Below are 21,399 nucleotides of genomic sequence, written 5' to 3'. Positions count from 1 at the left end.
TTTGGCGAAGAGGTCACACCCGTTCCCATACCGAACACGGAAGTTAAGCTCTTCAGCGCCGATGGTAGTTGGGGGACTCCCCCTGTGAGAGTAGGACGTCGCTAGGCAAGACAAAAGATCAGTTCCTTTTGGAGCTGATCTTTTTTGTGTTTTAGATTATTGTTTTTTAGCATATTAAAGGACGAAATAAGAGCAAAGCCAGATTGAAGTGTCCTGTTGGGGTATTTAATAGGACAAATCAAGAGCAAAGAACAAGAGAATTGTCCTGTTGGTGTATCCAATGGTACAAAGTAAGAGCAAAAAACGAAAGAACTGTCTTGTTGGAGCACCCAATAGGACAAAACAAGAGCGAATCCCGAGCGAACTGTTCTGTTGGAGCATCCAATAGGACAAAGCAAGAGCAAAGAACAAGCAAACTGTCTTGTTGGAATACCCAATAGGACAAAAAAGGAGCAAATCCTGAGCAGATTGTCTTGTTGGAGCTCCCAATAGGACAAAACAGGAGTAAATCCAAGCGAACTGTTCTGTTGTAGCATCCAATGAGACAAAAAAGATTAGAAAACAAGCGAAATGTTCAGTTGGGGCATCCAATAAGACAAAACAGGAGCAAATCCCGAGCGATTTATTCTATTAGGGCATTCAATAAGACAAAAAAGGAGCAAAACCCGAGCGAACTGTTCTATTGGAGCATCCAATAGACAAAACCAAAAAAACTAAATGCCTCTTCTTCGATTAAAAGAGGCATTTAGCTAATCTAATTCTTCGTTATTATCGGTGTCTTAAAGTCCCACTACGATTGTTGTTAAATCGATCTTGGTTATTGTTATCCATGATTCGATTCGTGTTGTTACGATTATCCCCATCTGGATCCATCATTTCAGTTAATGGTCCTTCGTGATCATCTATTTCATAAGTGTTTCCATTTTGTAATGGACGAGCATTGTAATCATTTGTATTTTGTCTTAACATTCTTGGGTTATCTACGTTTTGAGTCCCAACATTGTTATTGTTGTCGTTAGCTCCACATCCAACTAATCCAGTTACCAATAATGCTGAAACCGATAAAGCAACTAGTCCTTTTTTCAATGTGAAAACCTCCCCTTTTGTTTGAGCATCTAATATCAATTAAACGCTCATATATAGAATGGCTTTAGTGATCAAGTTTTAATCTGACAGTTATCGGAAATGTACAAGACGAAATTTTAAAAAATCAAACAATTTATTGACCATTTAAATGTTAAGTCATATACTAATATTCAAATGAACGTTTGAATATATAGGGGTGGCCAAGTTGAAGAATGATGATGTATGTGAGGTTCCTTTTTCGGATGAGGAAAAAGTGAATCGTTTAAAATTGGAAGTTTTTAATCAAAACACTTTAGAGGTTTCGAAAATATTTAAGGCGCTGTCAGATGATACTAGAATCAAAATTGCTTATGCTTTAACAATTGAACCGGAATTATGTGTATGTGATGTTGCGAATATTGTTGGTAGTACGACTGCAACAGCTTCGCATCATTTACGACTCTTACGTAATATGGGGTTAGCAAAGTACAGAAAAGAAGGTAAGATGGTATTTTATTCATTAAATGATGAGCATGTGCGGCAATTAATACAAATTGCTTTCACTCACCAAGAGGAGGTGAAGCAACGTGGATAAGGCAGTGGCTAAAGCCGTTTACCGTGTTCAAGGGCTTTCTTGAGCAGGCTGTGCGAAAACATTCGAGAAGAATGTGGAACACCTGGATGGTGTACAAAATGCTAATGTAAACTTTGGAGCATCCAAAATCACGGTTTATGGTGATGCATCCATTAAAGAATTAGAAAAAGCTGGTGCGTTTGAAAAGCTAAAAATAATTCCTGAGAATGAACGTTTTGAAGAGAAAAAGGAGACATTTTTCAAAAAGCATTCAAATGTATTTATTTCGGCCGTTTTTTTAGCAGTAGGATGGAGTCTAGGTGAAGTGCTTGGAGAAGGATCGCTTTGGTCAACGCTAGGGTATCTCCTATCAATTGTCATTGGTGGCTACCGATTATTTCATACAGGTATCACGAACCTAGTTAGACTTAGATTTGATATGAAAACGTTGATGACTGTTGCGATCATTGGTGCTGCTTTTATTGGTGAATGGGGAGAGGGAGCAGCTGTCGTCATCCTATTTGCGATTAGTGAAGTGCTTGAATCCTATTCAATGGAAAAGGCAAGACAGTCCATTCGTTCCTTAATGGATATCGCACCAAAAGAAGCGTTGGTCAGAAGAGGTTCTAGAGAGTTGATGGTGTTAGTAGAGGATATTCAAATCGGGGACATTATGATTGTAAAGCCAGGTGGAAAGCTTGCGATGGATGGAGTCGTTGTGAAAGGATATTCAACCGTTAATCAAGCAGCGATTACAGGGGAATCGGTTCCAGTAAACAAAGCTTTGGGTGATGAGGTTTTTGCTGGTACGCTTAATGAAGAAGGGTTACTTGAAGTGCGTGTAACAAAGCATTCAGATGACACGACGATTGCTAAGATCATTCATTTAGTGGAGGAAGCTCAAGCAGAACGAGCACCATCACAAGCGTTTGTTGATCGATTTGCAAAATACTACACACCGATAATTATGTTAGTGGCTTTAGGAGTTGCGGTTATTCCGCCACTATTCCTTCAAGCAGATTGGAATGAGTGGATTTATCAAGGATTAGCAGTCTTAGTGGTTGGGTGTCCTTGTGCATTAGTTATTTCGACGCCAGTTTCGATTGTCACAGCGATTGGGAATGCAGCAAGAAATGGTGTCTTAATCAAGGGTGGCATTCATTTAGAGGAAGCTGGTTCCTTAAAAGCGATTGCGTTTGATAAGACAGGGACTTTAACTAAAGGGCAGCCGACGATGACTGATTTCAAGGTTCTGAACCAACAGGATTCGAATGAGGTTCTAACGATTGTGGCTGCATTAGAGAGTAAGTCACAGCATCCGCTAGCAGCAGCGATTACGAAGAGAGCAGAAGCCCAGAAGTTGACGTATGAAACACTTGAGATTGAAGATTTTTCATCGATTACTGGGAAAGGGATTCAAGGAAAAGTGAATCAACAGATGTACTATGTTGGGAGTCCGGGTTTATTCTATCAAATGAACCACAAGCTTATTAACAGTGATCTTGAAGCGCAAATTACGGCTCTTCAAAATGAGGGGCAAACGGTCATGCTTGCAGGAACGGATTATGAAATGATTGCTCTGCTGACTGTCGCTGACGAGGTAAGAGATAGCAGCATGAATGTCATTAAGAGGCTGCACCAGTTAGGAATTAAGAAAACGATTATGTTGACAGGAGATAATAAGGGGACTGCTTCAGCTATTGGCAAGCATGTGGGTGTGACTAATATACATGCTGAGCTATTGCCTCAGGATAAGCTTGCTTTTATTAAACAGTTAAGAGAAAAGTATGACAAGGTTGGAATGGTTGGGGATGGAGTCAATGATGCCCCAGCACTTGCCGCTGCAACTGTCGGAATTGCCATGGGAGGCGCTGGTACAGACACGGCTCTTGAAACGGCAGACATTGCGTTAATGGGAGATGATCTACGCAAGCTTCCCTTCACAGTCAAGCTTAGTCGAAAGGCGCTCGCCATTATTAAACAGAACATCACCTTTTCAATTGGGATTAAACTAGTAGCTTTACTATTAGTGATTCCTGGTTGGCTAACGTTATGGATAGCGATTTTTGCTGATATGGGGGCAACCTTGCTAGTAACACTTAATGGGCTGCGATTATTACGTGTAAAAGATAAAGATTAATTTATTGAAGGAGTTCACCAAAGGTGGCTCCTTTTTCTATAAAAATAAAACCTGCGGAACAATATCAGTCCCACTTCAGGTGCCAGACATCAAGAATATTTGTCCATATTAGACTTTTAAGATTCTGTTTCTTTGATGTATAATATAGAAGTGATTAATGCATTGTCTCCAGGTGACCAACGTGGAGCTTATAAATAATTATTTAACGTTATACATTTATAAAAGGATTGATTTACAGCTTGTTTTAGAATAAACGGCGTAGATTCAGACTAGAAAGAGAGTGTTCATAATGGGTCGTAAGTGGAATAATATTAAGGAAAAGAAAGCGTCAAAGGATGCAAATACAAGTCGTATTTATGCTAAGTTTGGTCGTGAAATTTATGTAGTTGCAAAGCAAGGGGAACCAAATCCTGAAGCAAATCAGGCATTAAAGGTAGTGCTTGAGCGTGCGAAGACATATAATGTGCCAAAAGCAATTATTGATCGTGCGATTGAAAAGGCAAAGGGTGGTTCAGAGGAAACATATGATGAGCTTCGCTATGAAGGCTTTGGTCCAAGTGGATCAATGATTATTGTTGATGCCCTTACAAACAATGTTAACCGTACAGCTTCAGATGTGAGAGCAGCATTTGGGAAAAATGGTGGAAACATGGGTGTAAGTGGATCTGTTGCTTATATGTTTGACGCGACAGCTGTTATTGGAATTGAAGGAAAAAGTGCTGATGAAGTTCTTGAGATTCTAATGGAAGCAGATGTTGATGCGCGTGACATTATTGAAGAAGAAGAGTCAGTGATTATCTATGCTGAACCTGATCAATTCCATGCGGTACAAGCTGCACTTAAGGATGCTGGAATTACTGAATTTACGGTGGCTGAGTTGACAATGCTTGCACAGAATGATGTTGAGCTTGCAGCTGATGCACAAGCACAATTTGAAAAGCTAATTGATGCCCTTGAGGACTTAGATGACGTTCAACAGGTTTATCATAATGTTGATTTAGGTGAGTAATTGATGATTAGATGCTAAGGGTACGATTTCCCTGGCATCTTTTTTTGTTTCATTATTATTTGAAACCTGTAAATGCATCTATCCGTATCAGTAATATCAAGATTTTTCCATTTGATTAGAATATTGAAAGGAAGATGATTATGGAGAAAAAGGGTTGTATGAAATGCGGAGGAACAAGTGCTGGGACAAAGGAAATAGCGACAACAGGAACAGGCTTATCGAAAATGTTTGATATTCAACACAATCGATTTACAGTGGTCTATTGTAAGAAATGTGGCTACTCGGAGTTATACAACCAAGAGACATCAACAACGTCAAACGTACTTGATTTATTCTTTGGATGATTATTTTAACAGGAGCTACCTAATTTTTTGGTGGCTCTTTGTCATTTTTTTCAAAAAGGAAAATAAACATGGTATGAAATAGAGTCATTCATTTGACGGTGAGAATTTAAGTAAGATAAGATATTACTATTATAGTAGTTGAAAGGGGTGAGTGAGTTGGGAAGTTGTATCGATACGGTGGATTAGTCACAGTGAAAGGTAGTTCTAAACGTATACATGATCAGTATCACCCAATGAGGCTTACTGTACCCTTTCGAAAACGGAGACTATTGATCACTATAAGTTTAGAAGCCTCATGTTAAAAATTAATAATAGTGAAAGTGAATCATCTTTTACTTAAAATTACAGGAGGTGGATTCCTTCGTCGTAGCTTTACGACAAGGAGCCTATTTGGAAACTTTTAATTTAATTATGGTAGCTATTTTAATTGCGTTAACTGCGTTTTTCGTTGCATCTGAGTTTGCAATTGTGAAGATTCGTAGTACAAGAATTGATCAACTAGTTGCAGAAGGAAACGTTCATGCAATGGCGGCCAAAAAGGTCATCTCTAATCTTGATGAGTATCTTTCAGCTTGTCAATTAGGGATAACTGTTACAGCGTTAGGGTTTGGTTGGTTAGGAAAACCAACAGTCGAGGACTTGATCCATCCACTATTATCAACACTTCATTTATCTGATTCAGTGATAAATGTTACAGCGTTTATTATTGCATTTACAGCGGTTACATTTCTCCATGTAGTAGTGGGGGAGTTAGCACCTAAGACAGTGGCTATTCAAAAAGCAGAGCTGGTCACATTAATATTTGCTAGACCTTTAATTCTTTTTTATAAGATCATGTATCCTTTTATCAAAACGCTAAATGGATCTGCACAATTAATTACAAGAATGTTTGGATTAAAAAGAGTGTCAGAGCATGATGTGGCCCATTCTGAGGATGAATTAAGAATGATTATGTCTGAAAGCTATAAAAATGGTGAAATTAATATAACAGAATATAACTACGTCAATAACATCTTTCAATTTGATAATCGAATTGCAAAAGAGATTATGGTGCCAAGGACAGAATTTATTGCTTTTGACAGGTCAGACACAATAAAGACCTGTATCGATTTAGCAGTAATAGAAAATTACACTAGATACCCTGTAACTGACGGTGATAAGGACAATATCATAGGAATGGTTAATATGAAAGAAGTATTAACTGATTATGTTAAAGGGATTGATGTCAGTCAATCCATTGAAATTTACATTCGTCCTATTATTCAAGTGATCGAGTCATCACCTGTTCAAAGCTTACTATTAAAGATGCAAAAAGAACGTGTTCATATGGCGATATTGTTAGATGAATATGGGGGAACGGCAGGACTTGTAACTGTTGAGGATATTCTCGAAGAAATTGTGGGAGAAATCCGTGATGAATTTGATGATGATGAAGTACCTGAAATTAAGAAAATTAATGATCACAAACTAGTCGTTGATGGTAAGGTCTTACTTGATGAAATAAATGAACTTTTAGGATTAAATATAGATGACCGGGATGTAGATACAATTGGTGGTTGGATTTTAACCGAAAAAATTGATGCGAAACAAGGGGATATATTGCATCTTGAGAACTATCAGTTCAGGATTCTTGATATGGAAGGTTACCATATTAAGTATTTGGAAATTTTAAAAGGAATCAAAGAAGATAATATTGCTTAATTACAAAAGCTGCTCAAAGATAGTCGGTACACGACTCTAGAGCAGCTTTTTCTATATATCATAAGATTGGAAGAATGTTGTTGATTGTGAATGGAAGCGCTTTAAAATGAGGGGGATTCCATCTATCATGCTAAAAACCACTAGATGGATTAAGTCGGTTAGTTTTTTACATGGCTGAGGCCAATTGCTTCTTTGTGGTAAGAATTCAATAATCGATCAAGCTCTTGACTTGATTTAATTGTTTCTTCACTTAATAAGCCTTTTTCAATACCAACTGTAATCATTTCCATTCGTTTGTTGTGTATTTGATAGAGAAGAATCTTGGCATCCAATTTTTATCCCTCACCCTATTGAGATTTAAAAGAGTAGCTTGTACATTTATCGTAGTAATAGTATTATGACGAAAATATTACGAAATTAAAACACATTCAACAAACAATGTCAAAACAAAACAGATTTCGACAGCAACGTGTTTTAGTGGTATATTTTTTAAGGTTGTTTACTATATATTAAGTAGATTATTTTTAAAATTTAAAAAATATTAAATATTATTTCATTTTAAGAAGGCTTACTTTATAATAAAAAAATCTGTTAGGACAGAGGAGGAAATTGTTTGGAAAAAATTATTGAACAAATTAATGGAGTAATCTGGGGCCCAGGTCTTATCTATTTATGTTTAGGAGTTGGATTATATTTTACAATCGCTACTCGATTTCTTCAAATTAGGCATATGAAGGATATTGGAAAGCTTATGTTCCAAAAAAATAGTTCGTCTGAGGGGATTTCTTCATTTCAGGCACTAACGATGGCATTGTCTGGAAGAGTAGGGACCGGTAATATTGCTGGGGTTGCTACTGCAATTGCTGCGGGTGGACCAGGTGCAGTGTTCTGGATGTGGCTCATTGCTTTCTTAGGAGCAGGCTCTGCATTTATAGAGGCAGCGTTAGGTCAAGTATATAAGACGAAACAAGATGGACAATTTCGTGGTGGCCCAGCTTACTACATAGAAAAAGGGTTAAATATTAAATGGTATGCTGTGTTGTTTGCTGTCGTAACGGTGATTGCAACTGGGGCGTTGCTTCCAGGCGTACAAGCAAACAGTATTGCAACAAGTATTGATAATGCGTTTGGGATCCCACCTTGGGTGACAGCTAGTATTATTGTACTGTTTTTAGCAATTATCATTCTTGGTGGAGTGAAACGTATTGCTCGTGTGGCTGAATTTGTTGTACCTTTTATGGCGATTGGTTATATTTTAGTTGCTTTTATTATCATTGGATTGAATATCTCTCAGCTACCAGAAATTATCTCGTTGATTTTCTCAAGTGCATTTGGTGCCAATGCTGCTTTTGGAGGGATATTAGGAGCGGCAATTTCATGGGGAGTGAAGCGTGGCATCTATTCAAACGAAGCAGGTCAAGGAACGGCTCCTCACGCAGCGGCTGCTGCAAATGTGTCGCATCCTGCAAAGCAAGGTATTGTGCAGGCATTCTCGGTCTATATTGATACTTTATTTATCTGTTCGGCGACTGCATTTATGATTCTTATCACAGGAATGTATAATGTTGCTCCAGATGGGCAAGAACCAATAGTGACAAACCTTGCTGATATGAAGCCAGGTCCAGGGTATACGCAAGAAGCGATTGAATCGACATTACCTGGTTTTGGGGCACCGTTCGTTGCGATTGCCTTACTATTCTTCGCATTTACAACAATCATGGCTTACTATTATATGGCTGAAACTAATTTAGCGTATATAAATGGAAAAGTAAAACGGATATGGTCAGAATATCTACTGAAGTTCGTGCTTTTAGGAATGGTATTCTACGGAAGTGTAAAAACAGCGGATCTGGCATGGGGTCTTGGAGATATTGGGGTAGGAAGTATGGCATGGTTAAACATCATTGCGATTGTCTTACTCACAAAACCAGCTCTTAAGATTCTAAAAGACTATGAAGCTCAGAAGAAAGCTGGAAAGGATCCAGTCTTTGACCCAATCAAGGCGGGAATTACGAATGCTGAGTTCTGGGAGAAGGAATATCAGTATGAAGGTCCAGAAGCACTAAAGGATGGAGTAACAAAAACGAACAAATCAGTGAAAAAGAACTAATTTAAAGAAGAGCTTGTGTCAAAATCCTCGTTAATCTGAGTATTTAGGCACAAGCTTTTTCTATTTCCGAACGATTTATCAAAATATTTCAATAAAAATAAAACTTTCTGATATTTTCTATTGTCAATTAACATAACATCTTATATAATAACTATTAACAAAAGATGTTAGAAAAGCTAACATTTAAAAAAGGGGAGAAAAAAATGGATCCAATATTTTTAATGAATAATTTGTGGGTAACAATTGCTGGTGTTTTGGTATTGTTCATGCTTGGAGGATTTATTCTACTAGAGGCTGGTTCAACTAGAATGAAGAACGCTGGACATATCGCCGGTAAGACAGTATTTACAGCTGGGTTAGGAAGCTTAGTATTCTGGGCAGTTGGTTATGGACTTATTTATGGTGAAGGTAATAGTTTCATAGGTTTTTCTAATTTCTTCTATGGAGATTTCTCAACAATGGGAGACGGCTTAGCTGGATCAGTTGATTTCTTCTTCCAACTAGCTTTCGCCTTAATCGCGTTAACAATCGCATTTGGTGGTTTTGCAGAGCGTGCTAAATTATCTGCATATGTCATTTTTGCAATCTTATTTTCTATTCTGGTTTATCCGGTTGTTGCGCATTGGATTTGGGGTGGAGGCTGGATCTCAGATCATGGGAAGCAGGATTTCGCTGGTTCTACGGTTGTTCACTTAACAGGTGCAATGGCTGCATTAGCAGCAACAATGATCTTGAAGCCGCGTATTGGTAAATACAGCAAAGACGGTACGTCAAATGATCTTGCTGGACATAACCAAGTATACACTGCGCTTGGTGTTTTGATTCTATGGATTGGTTGGTTTGGATTTAATGCCGGTAGTACGTTTGGTGTAGAAGATGCATTCTTCGGTTATGTTGCATTAAACACACAATTAGCGGCTGGCGCTGGTGCGGTTGCTGCAATGTTCATCGTATGGGCAATGACTGGTAAGGCAGATATTCCGACAACGCTTAATGGTGCACTAGCTGGTCTAGTTGCAATCACTGCATCTTGTGCATTCGTAGCTCCTTGGGCAGCTGTAGTAATTGGTTTAGTTGGTGGTTTAATTGTATACTTCAGCATGAAGTTCTTTGATAAAGCGAAAATTGATGATCCAATCTTTGCCTTATCTGTCCATGGTGCTGCAGGGATTTGGGGTACATTGTCAACAGGATTCTTTGCTACTCAAGAATTAGCTGAATTAAATGGAGGAGCTGCTGGATTGTTCTACGGCGGTGGTTTCCATCAATTAGGCGTTCAATTAATGGGTGTAGTGAGCTCAGGTGTATATGCATTCGTTGTTTCATTCATCATTCTTAAGGTAATGAGCATGGTAATGGGAGGCATTAGAGTATCGGAAGAAGAAGAGATTATTGGACTTGACTTAAGTGAGCATGGTAGTTATGGTTATCCTGAAAACATGCCTCAAAATACTGAAAACACAGGTGCATAATCGATTGTGATTTCGAAAATGGTGATTTGAACATGACGACTAACTTAAGCTTATTAAGAAAATGGAGAGAAGAAACTATTGCTACAGTAGGTAGCGATTATCAAAAACTAAATACCTTCCATGATGAGTTAATAAGGAAAGCATTTCTTATCGCTATTGAAAAAGTAAAAAGTGTGCAGGGGGACCCTCCTGCTCACTTTGCTTTTTTTTTAATGGGAAGCTCAGGGCGAGGTGAACAATCCGTTTGGAGTGACCAGGATCATGGAATGATTTTTGATGGGTCAGAGAAATGTAATTCATATTTTTTAGCTCTGGGTGAGGAAGTTTCTACAATTATGTCAGAGCTAGGCTACGCGTATTGTGATGGAAAGGTGATGTCATCTAATCCGCTTTGGTGCAAATCAAAGCAGCAATGGCAAAAGCAAATCGAGGATTGGTTAGACGAACAAAGCTGGGAATCAATCCGTCATTTCACTACATTTTTTGATTCGCGTGTCTTGATTGGTGATCAACAGCTATTGCTTGAACTTAAGGAGTATGTTTTCTTAAGGTTGGAAAGGGATCATGGTCTTTATCAGAGGTTTGTTGAAAATGTCAGTCATTTGAAAAAAGGTATTGGGTTATTTGGTCAACTATTAACGACTGACCATGGGGAAGAGGCTGGAACAATTAACATGAAGGAAAAGGTGTTTTTTCTATATGTTAATTCATTACGTATCCTTGCATTGAAAGAAGGATTAACCGTTGCTTCGACAATCTCTAGATTTAACAATTTGCCGGATTCATATGAAACCATAAAAGGCTATAAAAAAGATTTTGTGGATTTATTACAATTTCGCTTAGCTTTTCAAAAGGATTCGAAATCATACGAGAATGTTCATCTCTTGAAGATTAGTCGACTGACGAAACAAGAGAAGCAAGAGTTGAAGAGAATCATGAAAAATGGGTATAAGCTTTTTGCTGATACTAGGGCAATTATTGAAAAGGGTGTTCAAAATGGGGATTAATAATATGGTTCAATTTGTTAAGCAATTGTCTGGTAGAATGACTCCGAATATGTACGCATCTGTTGCGAGTCGCACAGACGCAGCTAGTATCGCTTATTTAAGACAATTACAGAGAGAGTTGAAAAGAGAGGATGTGCTTGATGTTCCTTTTTCAGAATTGAAGGTTGTTGTCTTTGATTTAGAAACAACAGGGTTTGATCCTTATAAGGGCGATCGTATTCTTTCAATTGGTGCTGTAAAAGTACAGGGCGGCAAGATGTGTGAGGGTGAAACTTATTATTCATTGATTCAATTTAATGGTGAGATATCCGAAGAAATATCACATTTAACGGGAATCACAAAGGAAGCATTAATGGATGCACCACCAGTTGAGGTCGTTCTGAAGGAGTTTTACGAATTTGTTAACGGAGATACTCTGATTGCTCATCATGCAAACCATGAACGTAAATTTATGGATCATATTACATGGTCAATTATGAGAAGGAATTTTCAACATCGGATCATTGATACGTCATTTCTAACAAAAATTGTGGAACCTGAAAAGAACCTAATTTCTCTTAGTGAGTGTTGCGCACATTTTGATATCCAAATTGAACAACGACATCATGCGTTGCACGATGCCATTGCGACTGCCCAGTTGTGGACGAAGAATCTAACAGCGATCCAAGCTCTTGGTTTTGGTAATCTTAAGGAAGTCTACGCCCATTTAGCAACTAATAGAAGATAACTAGTTTAAGAGCCACTTTCAATAGAGGCTTATTTTTTTGTTAGTTACTTTAATAAATTCTTTACCATTAACAGATGAGGAATCCCGTCCTCGATAAAAATATCCGAAGCAGCCTCGTATCCTAGCTTCCTGTAAAAACCTGCAGCATGCTCTTGGCCGTGAAGTTTCACCTTGGATACCCCTTTGTTCTTAGCGATGTCCTCAAGTGCGGTAATCACTATTTTTCCTAATCCGAACTTACGGTAGTCAGGTAATATGCAGATGCGCTCTAATTTACCGACTCCATCTACATATCGAATTCTACCAGTTCCAGCGGCCTCGTCATTATATTCGACTAAAACGTGAGAACATTGATGATTTAATTGGTCAAACTCATCAAATTCAAGTTCTAATGGAATTTCTTGTTCTTCAACAAATACTCGTTTTCTAATAAAAAATGCTTTTTCTAAATCAGTTTCTGTTGTAATTATTTTTGAAGTCATACCACTTGTTCCTTTCTTGATTAATAGTACAAGTATAGTCGTTTAATGGATGAAAGTGAAATATTCTAACATTTTCAGGTGAATGAGCTAGTTATTTATAGTATATTTGGAATATATTGAAAAAAAGGAGGGGGAACATGGGGTGGATTCGTCATTTCACAGTTAGTAACGATATAAAAATTCTACTATTGCTAAATTCGATTGTCTTTATTTCTTCTGTATTCGGACGTTATACGGTACTTGCTTTCCTGTCATCTTTGATTTTCCTCTTTTTGCTTTTTAATCATTTATATTTAAAGTACATTGGTAGAATGTTGGAGTTTGAGGTTGATAAGTCAAAAATCAAGCTTTTCCAGGGAGATTATGAGGAAATCACTTTAACGTTAAGACAAAATAGCAGATTACCAATTCTTAATGCAAATCTTAGAGTAAGCTATGACACCGCGATTGAAATGGAGGGTGGAAAGGACGTATTTAATTCTGAACAAAGTTTGTTAATGGTTCCTTTCTCTGTAGGTGGTCGCCAGTCTTTCGAGGTGAAGCTTCCTTTTACTGGGGTAAGGAGAGGTGTGACGAGGATTAGACGTGTGGAAATATTAATTTTTCCTTTCTTCGGGTTCGGAACTCTGCATTTAGAAAATAAGGAAGATGTTGAATTTGAAGTCATTGTGTACCCAAGGGAACTTAGTGTTGCGCGCTTAGATAAAATTGTCTCAAAAAACACTGGGAATTTTCGCACTAATCATTCGTATTTTGAAGACACCACTGCCATTATTGGTGCAAGAGAGTATGTGTCTTCTGATTCATTTAATCGAATTCATTGGAAGGCGACAGCTAGGACAAGCGCACTTCAGACTAAGGTGTTTGAACAAGTGATTGAATATTCCTGGACAATTATTGTAGATATTCGTGAGGATGAATTAGAGGAGTCTTTAAGTGGGGTGCGTTATCTACTTGAGTACGCGACAAGCAGGAATATCCCATTTGAGTTATTTATCAATGTAAGAATGATGGGGAGAATTCCGTATTTACATCTTTCAATGGGAAGTGGCAAAGTTCATTTGCAGAAAGCCTTGGAGGTATTAGCGAGAGTAGATAAAAGGAGTGTGACAATTCCATTCCATCAACTGTTGTATTTAGCGGGGCGTAATCATCAGCTATCCCCTTTTGTAATCCTAGTTGGTCAATTACAAGATCATGACCATATGCTTTTGAATGGGTTAGCACGTAATGGAGCAGTGGTGTATCAACTGTTAAATCAAGGAGGTACGCTGTATCTAGCGAATGGTTTCAAGCAAAGGGTGGTGAATGAACATGCCATCTAGTTCAATATTTAGTAAATCATATCGTTATTTACTTGAAATTGTGTTTCTCTATTTGCTTTTATTTATTTACTATATTCCACAGAAGGTATATCCACCAGTGCTTCCTTTTGTTTTTATTGCGGTGATTGGTGGGGGTCTATTCGCATATGTATTATCAAAAATGAGGATGAATACACCATATATCTTCATTATGCTATTTATCCCGGTAATCGCATTTTTTGCTACTTTTTTTGAGTATCCCTTATCCGTTGGTTTAGTTGTTTCAAGTGTAGTGTGCTGGAGAGTGGTCGTGAATTATCAAAAAGAATCGTCATATTCAGAGGTTGCCCTGCTTAGCTTCACGCTTAGTACAGGATTTATTTTATACTTAGGTAGTGTTGGTAGTCAGTATCTTTATAAAGAAATGATTATCTATGTGGTGATAGGGCAGGTTCTACTTTTGATGGTTGGAAAAACGATGTCAAGTCTGCTATCGAGTTCAGTGATGACTGAAAAAAAGCAGGTTAAGAAGTTTGGCGCCAGCATTTTGAATTTAGTAGTTGGTCTTGTTGCATTGGCTGCAGTCGTATCAGTTATTGTGCCTATTGTGATAAAAAGTGCATTAACATTCTTAATTAGTGCATTCGCGTTCATTCTACAGCCACTCTTTTATCCGATTTTTGCATTGCTTGGTCTTCTTCGATTTCCGGAAATTGATCCAGCTGTACAAGAAGCGGGATTGGCAGATGGGGAAGATCAACTGGGGTATGAAGGAACTGCAGAAGTAATAGATCCGACGTTTTTGATGATTATTTTTCTCATTCTAGTTGCTGTCCTTATGTTGTTTTTAGCAAAAAGAAAATTCAAGGTAGAAGGGTATGAAGTAGTTGTTCAGAAGAATTTCATGTCGTCGTTCATCGATGTAGCTGCTACGAATAATCCATTTCGTAAAGAAGCGAGAGTGGCTCCACAAGAGAAAATTCGTAGGCTCGTTCTTGAATTAGAGCTACTTGCTGCTAGAAAAGGTAAGGGGAGAATGACTTATGAAACAGTAGTTGAATGGTTAACTCGTCAAGGTTTCCTAGAACCAGGACTCGTCGAAGCGTATGAGAAAGTAAGGTATGGTGAGGAAGAGTTAACAGAGGCAGAAACAATCGAGTGTGAAAAAATAGCGAAGCAGCTTAAGTTGAATTTAAGAGCATTGAAGAAAATGAAGGTTAAGAAAGAGGAGTAGTTCATACTCTTCTTTTTTAATGTGCACAATCAAAGTGCTAAAAACTGTATATGATGTAAATATGTTTTTAACTTTTTTGTTGAAAAGCGAAAGTGAGCAGACAATAATAAAGAAAATGCGATACAGATTAGTAACGGTTAATTTGAAAGTTGTGATATCTTATAGAGGATAAATTCCTATGTGTAAAATGGAGGCATCAGGTTTTGATAAATGAAAAAGTAGTATCTTTATTAAAAGAAAAAATAGAAGTGATAGAGAATGATGGGAAGTCAATTTATTTAGTGGGTCCCATTCAATTACCGGTTAATCTTGATGGTGAAACAACGATATTCAAGTGGTATTGTTGGTTGCATTGCGAGGACATAGAAGGAGACGTTTGTAATGATGGTTCTTATAATATAGAACGTATTATTGGGAAATTAGCTTCTTCCAATTTAGCAGAAATGCAGCAGTCTAGTGTCCTTGTATATGGAGATTTCGAGCAATCAGAAGAGACACTTATTCGAATGCACAGTATTTGTCATACTGGAGATATCTTTGGAAGCAAGAGGTGTGACTGTGGATACCAATTGAAGTCTGCGATGAAGATGATTGCAGCACAAGGTTCAGGAGCACTCTTTTATTTAGCTAACCATGAGGGTAGAGGGATTGGCTTATTTAGCAAAGCACTGGCATATATCCTCCAAGAGGAAGGCTTTGACACAGTTGAAGCCAATTTAAATCTAGGTTTCGTGGATGATGCGAGAAGTTATGAAGATGCGATCTTAGTTCTTAAGACGCTTCGATCTAAACCGGTAACTCTGATTACTAATAACCCACGCAAACTAGACGCTCTGCAGCAATCGGGTGCAAATGTTAGCGGTCGTATCCCATTATGGGGTGATTTTTCTGAGTATAATGAAAAATATTTAGAAACGAAGATCGTCCGCTCTGGACACTTTAGAGGAGAGGTTCCGAATGAGTAGTCATGAGTTTTACATGGAGCTTGCCTTGAAAAATGCACAATCAATGAAAGGACAAACAGACCCCAATCCACTAGTTGGCTCTGTCATTGTCAATAACAATGCAATCGTTGGAATTGGTGCTCATCTCAAAGCAGGTGAACCACATGCTGAGATTCATGCATTGAGGATGGCGGGTGAGAAGGCTGTTGGAGGCACTATATACGTGACACTTGAGCCTTGTTCACATCACGGGAGAACTGGTCCGTGTGCGGAAGCGATTGTAAAAGCAGGGATTAAAAAGGTCGTAGTGGCAACACTTGACCCTAATCCGCTCGTATCAGGAAATGGAATAAAGATCTTAGAGGATGCAGGCTTAGAGGTAATTGTCGGCATTTGTGAAGAAAAATCTCGGGAAATGAATGAGGTTTTTAATAAATATATCGTTCAAAAAATCCCGTTTGTGACGATGAAAGCAGCAACAACATTAGATGGGAAAATTGCTGCGCATACATCAGATAGTAAATGGATTACATCTCAAGAAGCTAGACAAGATGTGCATCAAATAAGAAATGAGCACAGAGCAATTTTAGTTGGTGTTAATACAGTAATCAAAGATAATCCAGAGTTAACCACAAGGATTATGAATGGAAGAAACCCAATCAGAGTCATCTTAGATTCAACTTTAAGAATTCCACTTGATTCAAAGGTTGTAACAGATCAATTGGCGGAGACATGGGTGTTTACGAGCGAAAATCATTCACATGATAAAAAGCGGGAGTTAGAACGACACGGTGTTCGAGTTTTTATTACGGCTAGCAAAGAACGAGTGGATATAAGGGAGGTCCTCACATTATTAGGTGAAAATGGAGTCCCATCCCTAATGGTTGAAGGCGGGGGTGAAGTGAACGGTGCCTTTATCACACAGAAGCTTGTTGATAAGCTTGTGGTTTACATTGCCCCAAAACTGATTGGTGGAAAGAATGCACCTACTTTTTTAGAAGGAACTGGTTTTGATAAAATGAGTGAAGCTGTTGAGTTCTCTGATTTAAACGTGGAGAAGATTGGACCTGATTTTAAATTTACTGGTTATCTAAAATAGTAAGAGTGACCTTACTTCTATATTAGAGGTAAGGTTTTTTTGTTTTATTCAACTGTTTATAGTAGTAAAAATTTCAATAAAACAAGTAGGATACAACATATTCGTCAAGGATATTCTATCATTGTTAGCGAGTTCTAATTGGAAGGAGGACGTTAACAATGGCAAAAATAATGGGTGTACATGAAACATTAGAGGTTCACGAGCTTCTAACGTTTAAGAACATTTGCTTAACAAAGTCTCAAACAATGAGCGGATTAGCTCAAGACCAAGCTTTAAAGGATATATTAACTCAGGATGTCACAGCTACTAAGCAACATATCCAACAATTACAAGGCTTCTTATCATAATACAATGGAGGTGTCTTAGAGCATGGCTTCTATGATGCAAAATATGGCAGGTATGGGTGCGATGACAGATCAGGTAATTGCGACAGATTTATTAATGTCAGCAAAATCAGGGATAAAAAATATTGCAACAGCCATCACTGAATCATCTACCCCTGAAGTGAGGGCGGCATTACAACAACAATTTAATGACGCTGTTCGCTTACACGAACAAATTTCGAATTATATGATGAGTAATGGGTACTATCATCCCCAAAATATCCAGGAACAATTGAACGTTGATCTTACTGCATCTCAAACAGCGCTTAATCTAACGAATCAACAACAGTGATCCAATGAATACAGCAGCATCTCTTAGAGGTGCTGTTCTACATAAAATTACCAGTTTTTATAAGGTGTTATGTTGTCCATTTATGGAATCATATAACATGATAAAGGAGGATGAATTATGTCAAAAAATAATCCGCAAAAATCCAATGAACTAGCAGGTAGATACTATCAAGTAGATGATTACCAAAATCAGGATGAATTAGCTTCTGGGCTTGCAATGACCCATGAACAGGTAAGTGATTCGTATATGGAAGGTGAAATTAAGGCAGTCATTGATGATGTGAATGGGAAAAATATCGAGGTTCCAAGAGAGGGCTATGAGCAAGAATAAGTGTTAATGATGGTGTGGGTGGCTATAACCCTCACCTTTTCTACGACTCTTGATATAAAGGAAGGAAAAAAATGAAAGAGAAAAAGAGTCAAAATCAATCAAAGGGTTCGATGAAGTGGTGGCAGCTTTCGCTTTTTGGTGTAGGGTGTACGATTGGGACTGGATTCTTTCTGGGCTCTAGTATTGCGATTACCAAAAGTGGTCCTGCTGTCTTGCTATTATTTATATTAGCAGCAATAGGTACTTATTTTGTTTTTGACGCGTTGGCTAAGATGACGGCATCAGACCCTCAAAAAGGGGCTTTCCGTACATATGCAAAAAAAGCCTTTGGTCATTGGGCGGGATTCAGTATTGGATGGGTTTACTGGGCATCTGAAATGTTAATCATGGGAAGTCAGTTAACAGCCTTATCCATTTTTTCTCAGTTTTGGTTCCCTTCAGTACCGTTATGGATATTCGCTTGTGTGTATGCTGTGTTAGGAATTATCGTTTTATTAATAGGGATTAAGTGGTTAAATCGCATTGAAGGTTTTTTAGCAGTGATAAAGATAGCAGCTATACTAATGTTTATCATTATTGCTGGAGCTGGTTTACTTGGTGCATTCGGTGGGTCGACTGATGTAAATATGCCAACAACAATGAGTGAGTTTTTTCCAAGGCCATTTTTAGGTTTATGGTCAGCATTAATCTTTGCCTTCTATGCCTTTGGTGGAATTGAAATCATGGGATTAATGGCTACCCAACTGAAAAATCCGAATGAGGCCCCTAAGGCTGGTAAAATCATGATATTGCTATTAACAATTATCTATGTTGCCTCAATTGGCTTAGCAGTCATTATGGTCTCGTGGGATTCATTTAATACTGAGAAAAGTCCATTCGTAACCGCATTGAAAAATTACGATTTACCTTTTATTCCACACTTATTCAATTCTGCCCTCATAATCGCAGGTTTTTCAACGATGGCAGCTGCTTTGTTTGGTGTAACAAGCATCTTAGTAAATCTGTCTGAGGATGGAGATGCACCACGTTTCTTCTCGAAAAAAGGGAAACTAAAAATTCCTCTCCCTGCGTTAGGATTAACGACAGCGGGTCTAGTGACCTCAATCGTCTTATCCTTGCTCATGCCAGACTCGATTTATGAATATATAACAACTGGTGCAGGATTGATGCTTTTGTATAACTGGGCATTCATCTTAATGTCAGCTAATCGTAATCTCAAACCGGGCTTTCTTGATCGAATGAAATATTATACCGGATTGCTCCTTATCTTATTAGCAGTGACAGGAACCATCCTAACTAAAGAGAGTAGGCCAGGTTTCTTTATAAGCTTAGGATTCATTGTTATTATAGGAAGCATTGCGTGGAAAATGAATTCTAAGTGGAAAAAAGACGATAACAATACAAAGTCTACTAGCTTATTTAAAAAACTTGAAAAGTCATAAAAAACCTTCGATCCTAATAAGGAATCGAAGGTGCACTTGTTTAAAAGCTGAGTAGCAGCTTAATGCCTTGAATCCCAAAGTATATTCCAAAGCCAATGAGAGAAAGCCCAGAAAGAAAGGAAATAAGGATCAGTAGTCTTGTTGTTAAAAGCTTTCGGAAGCTACTTGCTACTGTTGCCATCACAACATCCCAAACAAGTAAACCGATAAAGATAGCTGCACTATATAATATAAGTTCAGATTTCTCATAAATAGATGCTGTTTTTGCTAAGACAGAACCAAATATCCCTAACCAGAAGAGGATTGTTAAAGGATTTGTGAGTGACATTAAAAATCCAGAAAGAAAAGCCCTAAATGGATGTTCATGCTGATCACGATTTTTTCTAGATTGGATTTGTCCAGCGCTAAAAAGACTCTCTATTCCAGTATAGATGAGAACAAAAGCACCAAATAACCAAAGAAACGTTTTAATCATCGGAGTATCAATAAATTGAACAACTCCAAAGTAGACAATCAGCATGTAAATGCCGTCAGCGACAACAGCACCAACCCCTACCAGCCATGCGTGTAGAAAACCGTTTTTTATCCCTCTGTCAATTTGTGCAGCGTTAACTGGACCGATTGGTGCAGCTAAAGATAGACCTAATAAAATATAACTGAAAAAAACACTCAATTTCTACACCCCTTTGAATAGTAAAAAGAACTTGTCTACAAATACTATTCAGGAGTGCTTGCTTGTACTACAAATTTTTAAAATATAAGAGAAGGGAGTTTTTTTAGTTGAACTCGGAAGTTTATAAAAATATGAAGGAATCAGTGGAGCACACGAGGCAAGCAGTCATTAAGGCTCAAAGCTCTCATGATGCAGAGGCTCATCAACAGGCTCAATATCAGCTATCCTTATCGAAGCAATGGTTAAGGGAGATTGAAGAGTATGGTGAATTAGAAGAGATAGCTGCTGAGATTCATCGAATAAAAGAGGACATCAAACATTTGTCAGAAGCTTATGAGTCTATAAGGGCATACTAAAGAGATTGTACCCAAGAAATGTCGTGATACACTTGGGACAATCTCTGTTTTGATTATTTATTTTTCTTCTTTTGTTTTTGGTTATTATCTTGTTGAAACGCGCTTTCTGTTTCATGATCCTTTTTAATTTGTTCGATACTGCTATTTGTAATTCCGTCTTTCTTCATATGTATCACCACCTTTTGACTATAGTATTTTGTCTAAAAATGGATAGCTTATTCACATATATTTAATTTTAAGGTTGTTTTCATTTAGAGTGAGTTGATTCTAGCAACCTTAATACACTTTGTTAGAAAAATGCTTTTATTTATTTTGTGAAATAAAGTTTGACTTCTACGAAATTTGTATGGTAAGATGTGTTTCTGCGATTGAGGAGCAAACATGCTTCTACCTAAAACTTCGCAGAAGTTGACAGTGGTTAATGAATATGATAAGATATATCTTGTCGCTTTAATTAGTAAAGTTAACAACCTAGTAAACTTATTGTTTTTAAAAAAGTGGTTGACACAGAAAGTAATTTGATGATATGATGTTAAAGTTGTTTTTTTAAACAAGTTCTTTGAAAACTGAACACAATAAACAAGCGTCAACGTTTTATCCAGTAACAAACTATTGAGCAATCAATACTCTTTTTGGAGAGTTTGATCCTGGCTCAGGATGAACGCTGGCGGCGTGCCTAATACATGCAAGTCGAGCGGATCTTAGGGAGCT

23 protein-coding genes and 2 rRNA genes are annotated in these 21,399 nt (G+C 37.7%); 20 read left to right on the top strand and 5 right to left on the bottom strand.

The window, feature by feature from the left end; genetic code table 11:
• Positions 1-107: ribosomal RNA gene (rrf, locus tag F7888_RS21620) — 5S ribosomal RNA — on the top strand; the annotation flags it as partial.
• A gap of 661 nt (positions 108-768) precedes the next feature.
• Here the strand turns inward: rrf and F7888_RS21615 are convergent.
• Positions 769-1,086, bottom strand: coding sequence for a hypothetical protein (locus F7888_RS21615; RefSeq protein ID WP_191783357.1), 318 nt, complete (start codon positions 1,084-1,086; stop codon positions 769-771).
• A 205-nt stretch (positions 1,087-1,291) separates the two neighbouring features.
• Between F7888_RS21615 and F7888_RS21610 the strand changes: the two genes are divergently transcribed.
• The 5 genes from F7888_RS21610 (at position 1,292) to F7888_RS21590 (ending at position 6,833) form a co-directional block, all read left to right on the top strand.
• Positions 1,292-1,660 carry an ArsR/SmtB family transcription factor gene (locus F7888_RS21610; protein ID WP_191783355.1) on the top strand — a complete coding sequence of 123 codons (369 nt, stop codon included), beginning with the start codon at positions 1,292-1,294 and terminating at the stop codon, positions 1,658-1,660.
• A complete protein-coding gene (locus F7888_RS21605; RefSeq protein ID WP_191783353.1) occupies positions 1,653-3,779 on the top strand; it encodes a heavy metal translocating P-type ATPase in 2,127 nt (708 codons plus the stop codon). Before F7888_RS21610 ends, F7888_RS21605 begins: the two co-directional genes overlap by 8 nt.
• A 289-nt stretch (positions 3,780-4,068) precedes the next feature.
• Positions 4,069-4,788, top strand: a complete 720-nt coding sequence (locus F7888_RS21600; protein WP_191783351.1) for a YebC/PmpR family DNA-binding transcriptional regulator — start codon at positions 4,069-4,071, stop codon at positions 4,786-4,788.
• Positions 4,789-4,928: 140 nt separating this feature from the next.
• Positions 4,929-5,132: a zinc ribbon domain-containing protein gene (locus F7888_RS21595; RefSeq protein WP_191783349.1), complete on the top strand. Its 204-nt coding sequence runs from the start codon at positions 4,929-4,931 to the stop codon at positions 5,130-5,132.
• Positions 5,133-5,522: 390 nt separating this feature from the next.
• On the top strand, positions 5,523-6,833 hold the full coding sequence (locus F7888_RS21590) for a hemolysin family protein (RefSeq protein ID WP_225228953.1): 1,311 nt from the start codon (positions 5,523-5,525) through the stop codon (positions 6,831-6,833).
• A 158-nt stretch (positions 6,834-6,991) separates the two neighbouring features.
• Here F7888_RS21590 and F7888_RS21585 read toward each other — a convergent pair whose 3' ends face one another.
• A complete protein-coding gene (locus F7888_RS21585) occupies positions 6,992-7,165 on the bottom strand; it encodes an aspartyl-phosphate phosphatase Spo0E family protein (RefSeq protein WP_225228952.1) in 174 nt (57 codons plus the stop codon).
• 281 nt (positions 7,166-7,446) lie between these two features.
• Between F7888_RS21585 and F7888_RS21580 the strand changes: the two genes are divergently transcribed.
• The 4 genes from F7888_RS21580 (at position 7,447) to F7888_RS21565 (ending at position 12,149) form a co-directional block, all read left to right on the top strand.
• Positions 7,447-8,943, top strand: coding sequence for an alanine/glycine:cation symporter family protein (locus F7888_RS21580; RefSeq protein ID WP_191783347.1), 1,497 nt, complete (start codon positions 7,447-7,449; stop codon positions 8,941-8,943).
• 203 nt (positions 8,944-9,146) lie between these two features.
• Positions 9,147-10,415: an ammonium transporter gene (locus F7888_RS21575; protein ID WP_191783345.1), complete on the top strand. Its 1,269-nt coding sequence runs from the start codon at positions 9,147-9,149 to the stop codon at positions 10,413-10,415.
• Between the two features lie 32 nt (positions 10,416-10,447).
• Entirely contained in the window at positions 10,448-11,422 is a 975-nt protein-coding gene (locus F7888_RS21570; RefSeq protein WP_191783343.1) for a DUF294 nucleotidyltransferase-like domain-containing protein, read from the top strand.
• Positions 11,412-12,149: an exonuclease domain-containing protein gene (locus tag F7888_RS21565; RefSeq protein WP_191783342.1), complete on the top strand. Its 738-nt coding sequence runs from the start codon at positions 11,412-11,414 to the stop codon at positions 12,147-12,149. The genes F7888_RS21570 and F7888_RS21565 overlap by 11 nt, the downstream gene beginning before the upstream one ends.
• Before the next feature lie 44 nt (positions 12,150-12,193).
• Here the strand turns inward: F7888_RS21565 and F7888_RS21560 are convergent, their stop codons facing one another.
• Complete coding sequence (locus F7888_RS21560) at positions 12,194-12,631, bottom strand: GNAT family N-acetyltransferase (RefSeq protein ID WP_191783340.1); 438 nt, start codon at positions 12,629-12,631, stop codon at positions 12,194-12,196.
• Between the two features lie 137 nt (positions 12,632-12,768).
• Between F7888_RS21560 and F7888_RS21555 the strand changes: the two genes are divergently transcribed.
• The 8 genes from F7888_RS21555 to F7888_RS21520 all read left to right on the top strand — a co-directional run bounded on the left by F7888_RS21555 (position 12,769) and on the right by F7888_RS21520 (position 19,659).
• Complete coding sequence (locus tag F7888_RS21555) at positions 12,769-13,956, top strand: DUF58 domain-containing protein (RefSeq protein ID WP_191783338.1); 1,188 nt, start codon at positions 12,769-12,771, stop codon at positions 13,954-13,956.
• The gene (locus tag F7888_RS21550; RefSeq protein WP_191783336.1) at positions 13,946-15,169 is read left to right on the top strand and encodes a hypothetical protein; all 1,224 of its coding nucleotides are present in this window, start codon (positions 13,946-13,948) and stop codon (positions 15,167-15,169) included. Before F7888_RS21555 ends, F7888_RS21550 begins: the two co-directional genes overlap by 11 nt.
• Before the next feature lie 203 nt (positions 15,170-15,372).
• Positions 15,373-16,134 carry a GTP cyclohydrolase II gene (locus F7888_RS21545; protein WP_191783334.1) on the top strand — a complete coding sequence of 254 codons (762 nt, stop codon included), beginning with the start codon at positions 15,373-15,375 and terminating at the stop codon, positions 16,132-16,134.
• On the top strand, positions 16,127-17,212 hold the full coding sequence (gene ribD / locus F7888_RS21540; protein WP_191783332.1) for a bifunctional diaminohydroxyphosphoribosylaminopyrimidine deaminase/5-amino-6-(5-phosphoribosylamino)uracil reductase RibD: 1,086 nt from the start codon (positions 16,127-16,129) through the stop codon (positions 17,210-17,212). The genes F7888_RS21545 and ribD overlap by 8 nt, the downstream gene beginning before the upstream one ends.
• 158 nt (positions 17,213-17,370) lie before the next feature.
• Positions 17,371-17,559 carry a hypothetical protein gene (locus tag F7888_RS21535; RefSeq protein WP_191783330.1) on the top strand — a complete coding sequence of 63 codons (189 nt, stop codon included), beginning with the start codon at positions 17,371-17,373 and terminating at the stop codon, positions 17,557-17,559.
• Positions 17,560-17,581: 22 nt separating this feature from the next.
• Positions 17,582-17,887, top strand: coding sequence for a spore coat protein (locus F7888_RS21530; protein WP_191783328.1), 306 nt, complete (start codon positions 17,582-17,584; stop codon positions 17,885-17,887).
• 117 nt (positions 17,888-18,004) lie between these two features.
• Positions 18,005-18,217 (top strand): YozQ family protein, encoded by a 213-nt coding sequence (locus tag F7888_RS21525; RefSeq protein WP_191783326.1) that lies wholly within the window; start codon positions 18,005-18,007, stop codon positions 18,215-18,217.
• A gap of 71 nt (positions 18,218-18,288) precedes the next feature.
• Entirely contained in the window at positions 18,289-19,659 is a 1,371-nt protein-coding gene (locus F7888_RS21520) for an amino acid permease (RefSeq protein ID WP_191783324.1), read from the top strand.
• Positions 19,660-19,699: 40 nt separating this feature from the next.
• Here F7888_RS21520 and F7888_RS21515 read toward each other — a convergent pair whose 3' ends face one another.
• Positions 19,700-20,332 carry a LysE family transporter gene (locus tag F7888_RS21515; RefSeq protein WP_191783322.1) on the bottom strand — a complete coding sequence of 211 codons (633 nt, stop codon included), beginning with the start codon at positions 20,330-20,332 and terminating at the stop codon, positions 19,700-19,702.
• A gap of 107 nt (positions 20,333-20,439) precedes the next feature.
• On the opposite strand from F7888_RS21515, the gene F7888_RS21510 reads away from it, so the two are divergent.
• Positions 20,440-20,688 carry a hypothetical protein gene (locus F7888_RS21510; RefSeq protein WP_191783320.1) on the top strand — a complete coding sequence of 83 codons (249 nt, stop codon included), beginning with the start codon at positions 20,440-20,442 and terminating at the stop codon, positions 20,686-20,688.
• Between the two features lie 53 nt (positions 20,689-20,741).
• On the opposite strand, the gene F7888_RS21505 is transcribed toward F7888_RS21510, so the two are convergent.
• Positions 20,742-20,855: a biofilm-forming protein gene (locus F7888_RS21505; protein WP_191783318.1), complete on the bottom strand. Its 114-nt coding sequence runs from the start codon at positions 20,853-20,855 to the stop codon at positions 20,742-20,744.
• 462 nt (positions 20,856-21,317) lie between these two features.
• Between F7888_RS21505 and F7888_RS21500 the strand changes: the two genes are divergently transcribed.
• Positions 21,318-21,399, top strand: a 16S ribosomal RNA gene (locus F7888_RS21500); the annotation flags it as partial.

It is taken from the genome of Litchfieldia stipae, from assembly GCF_014837155.1.
GTDB lineage: Bacteria > Bacillota > Bacilli > Bacillales > Bacillaceae_L > Litchfieldia.
The sequence above is the reverse complement of the archived record's forward strand: the minus strand, read 5'-3'. Positions and strand labels throughout refer to the sequence as shown.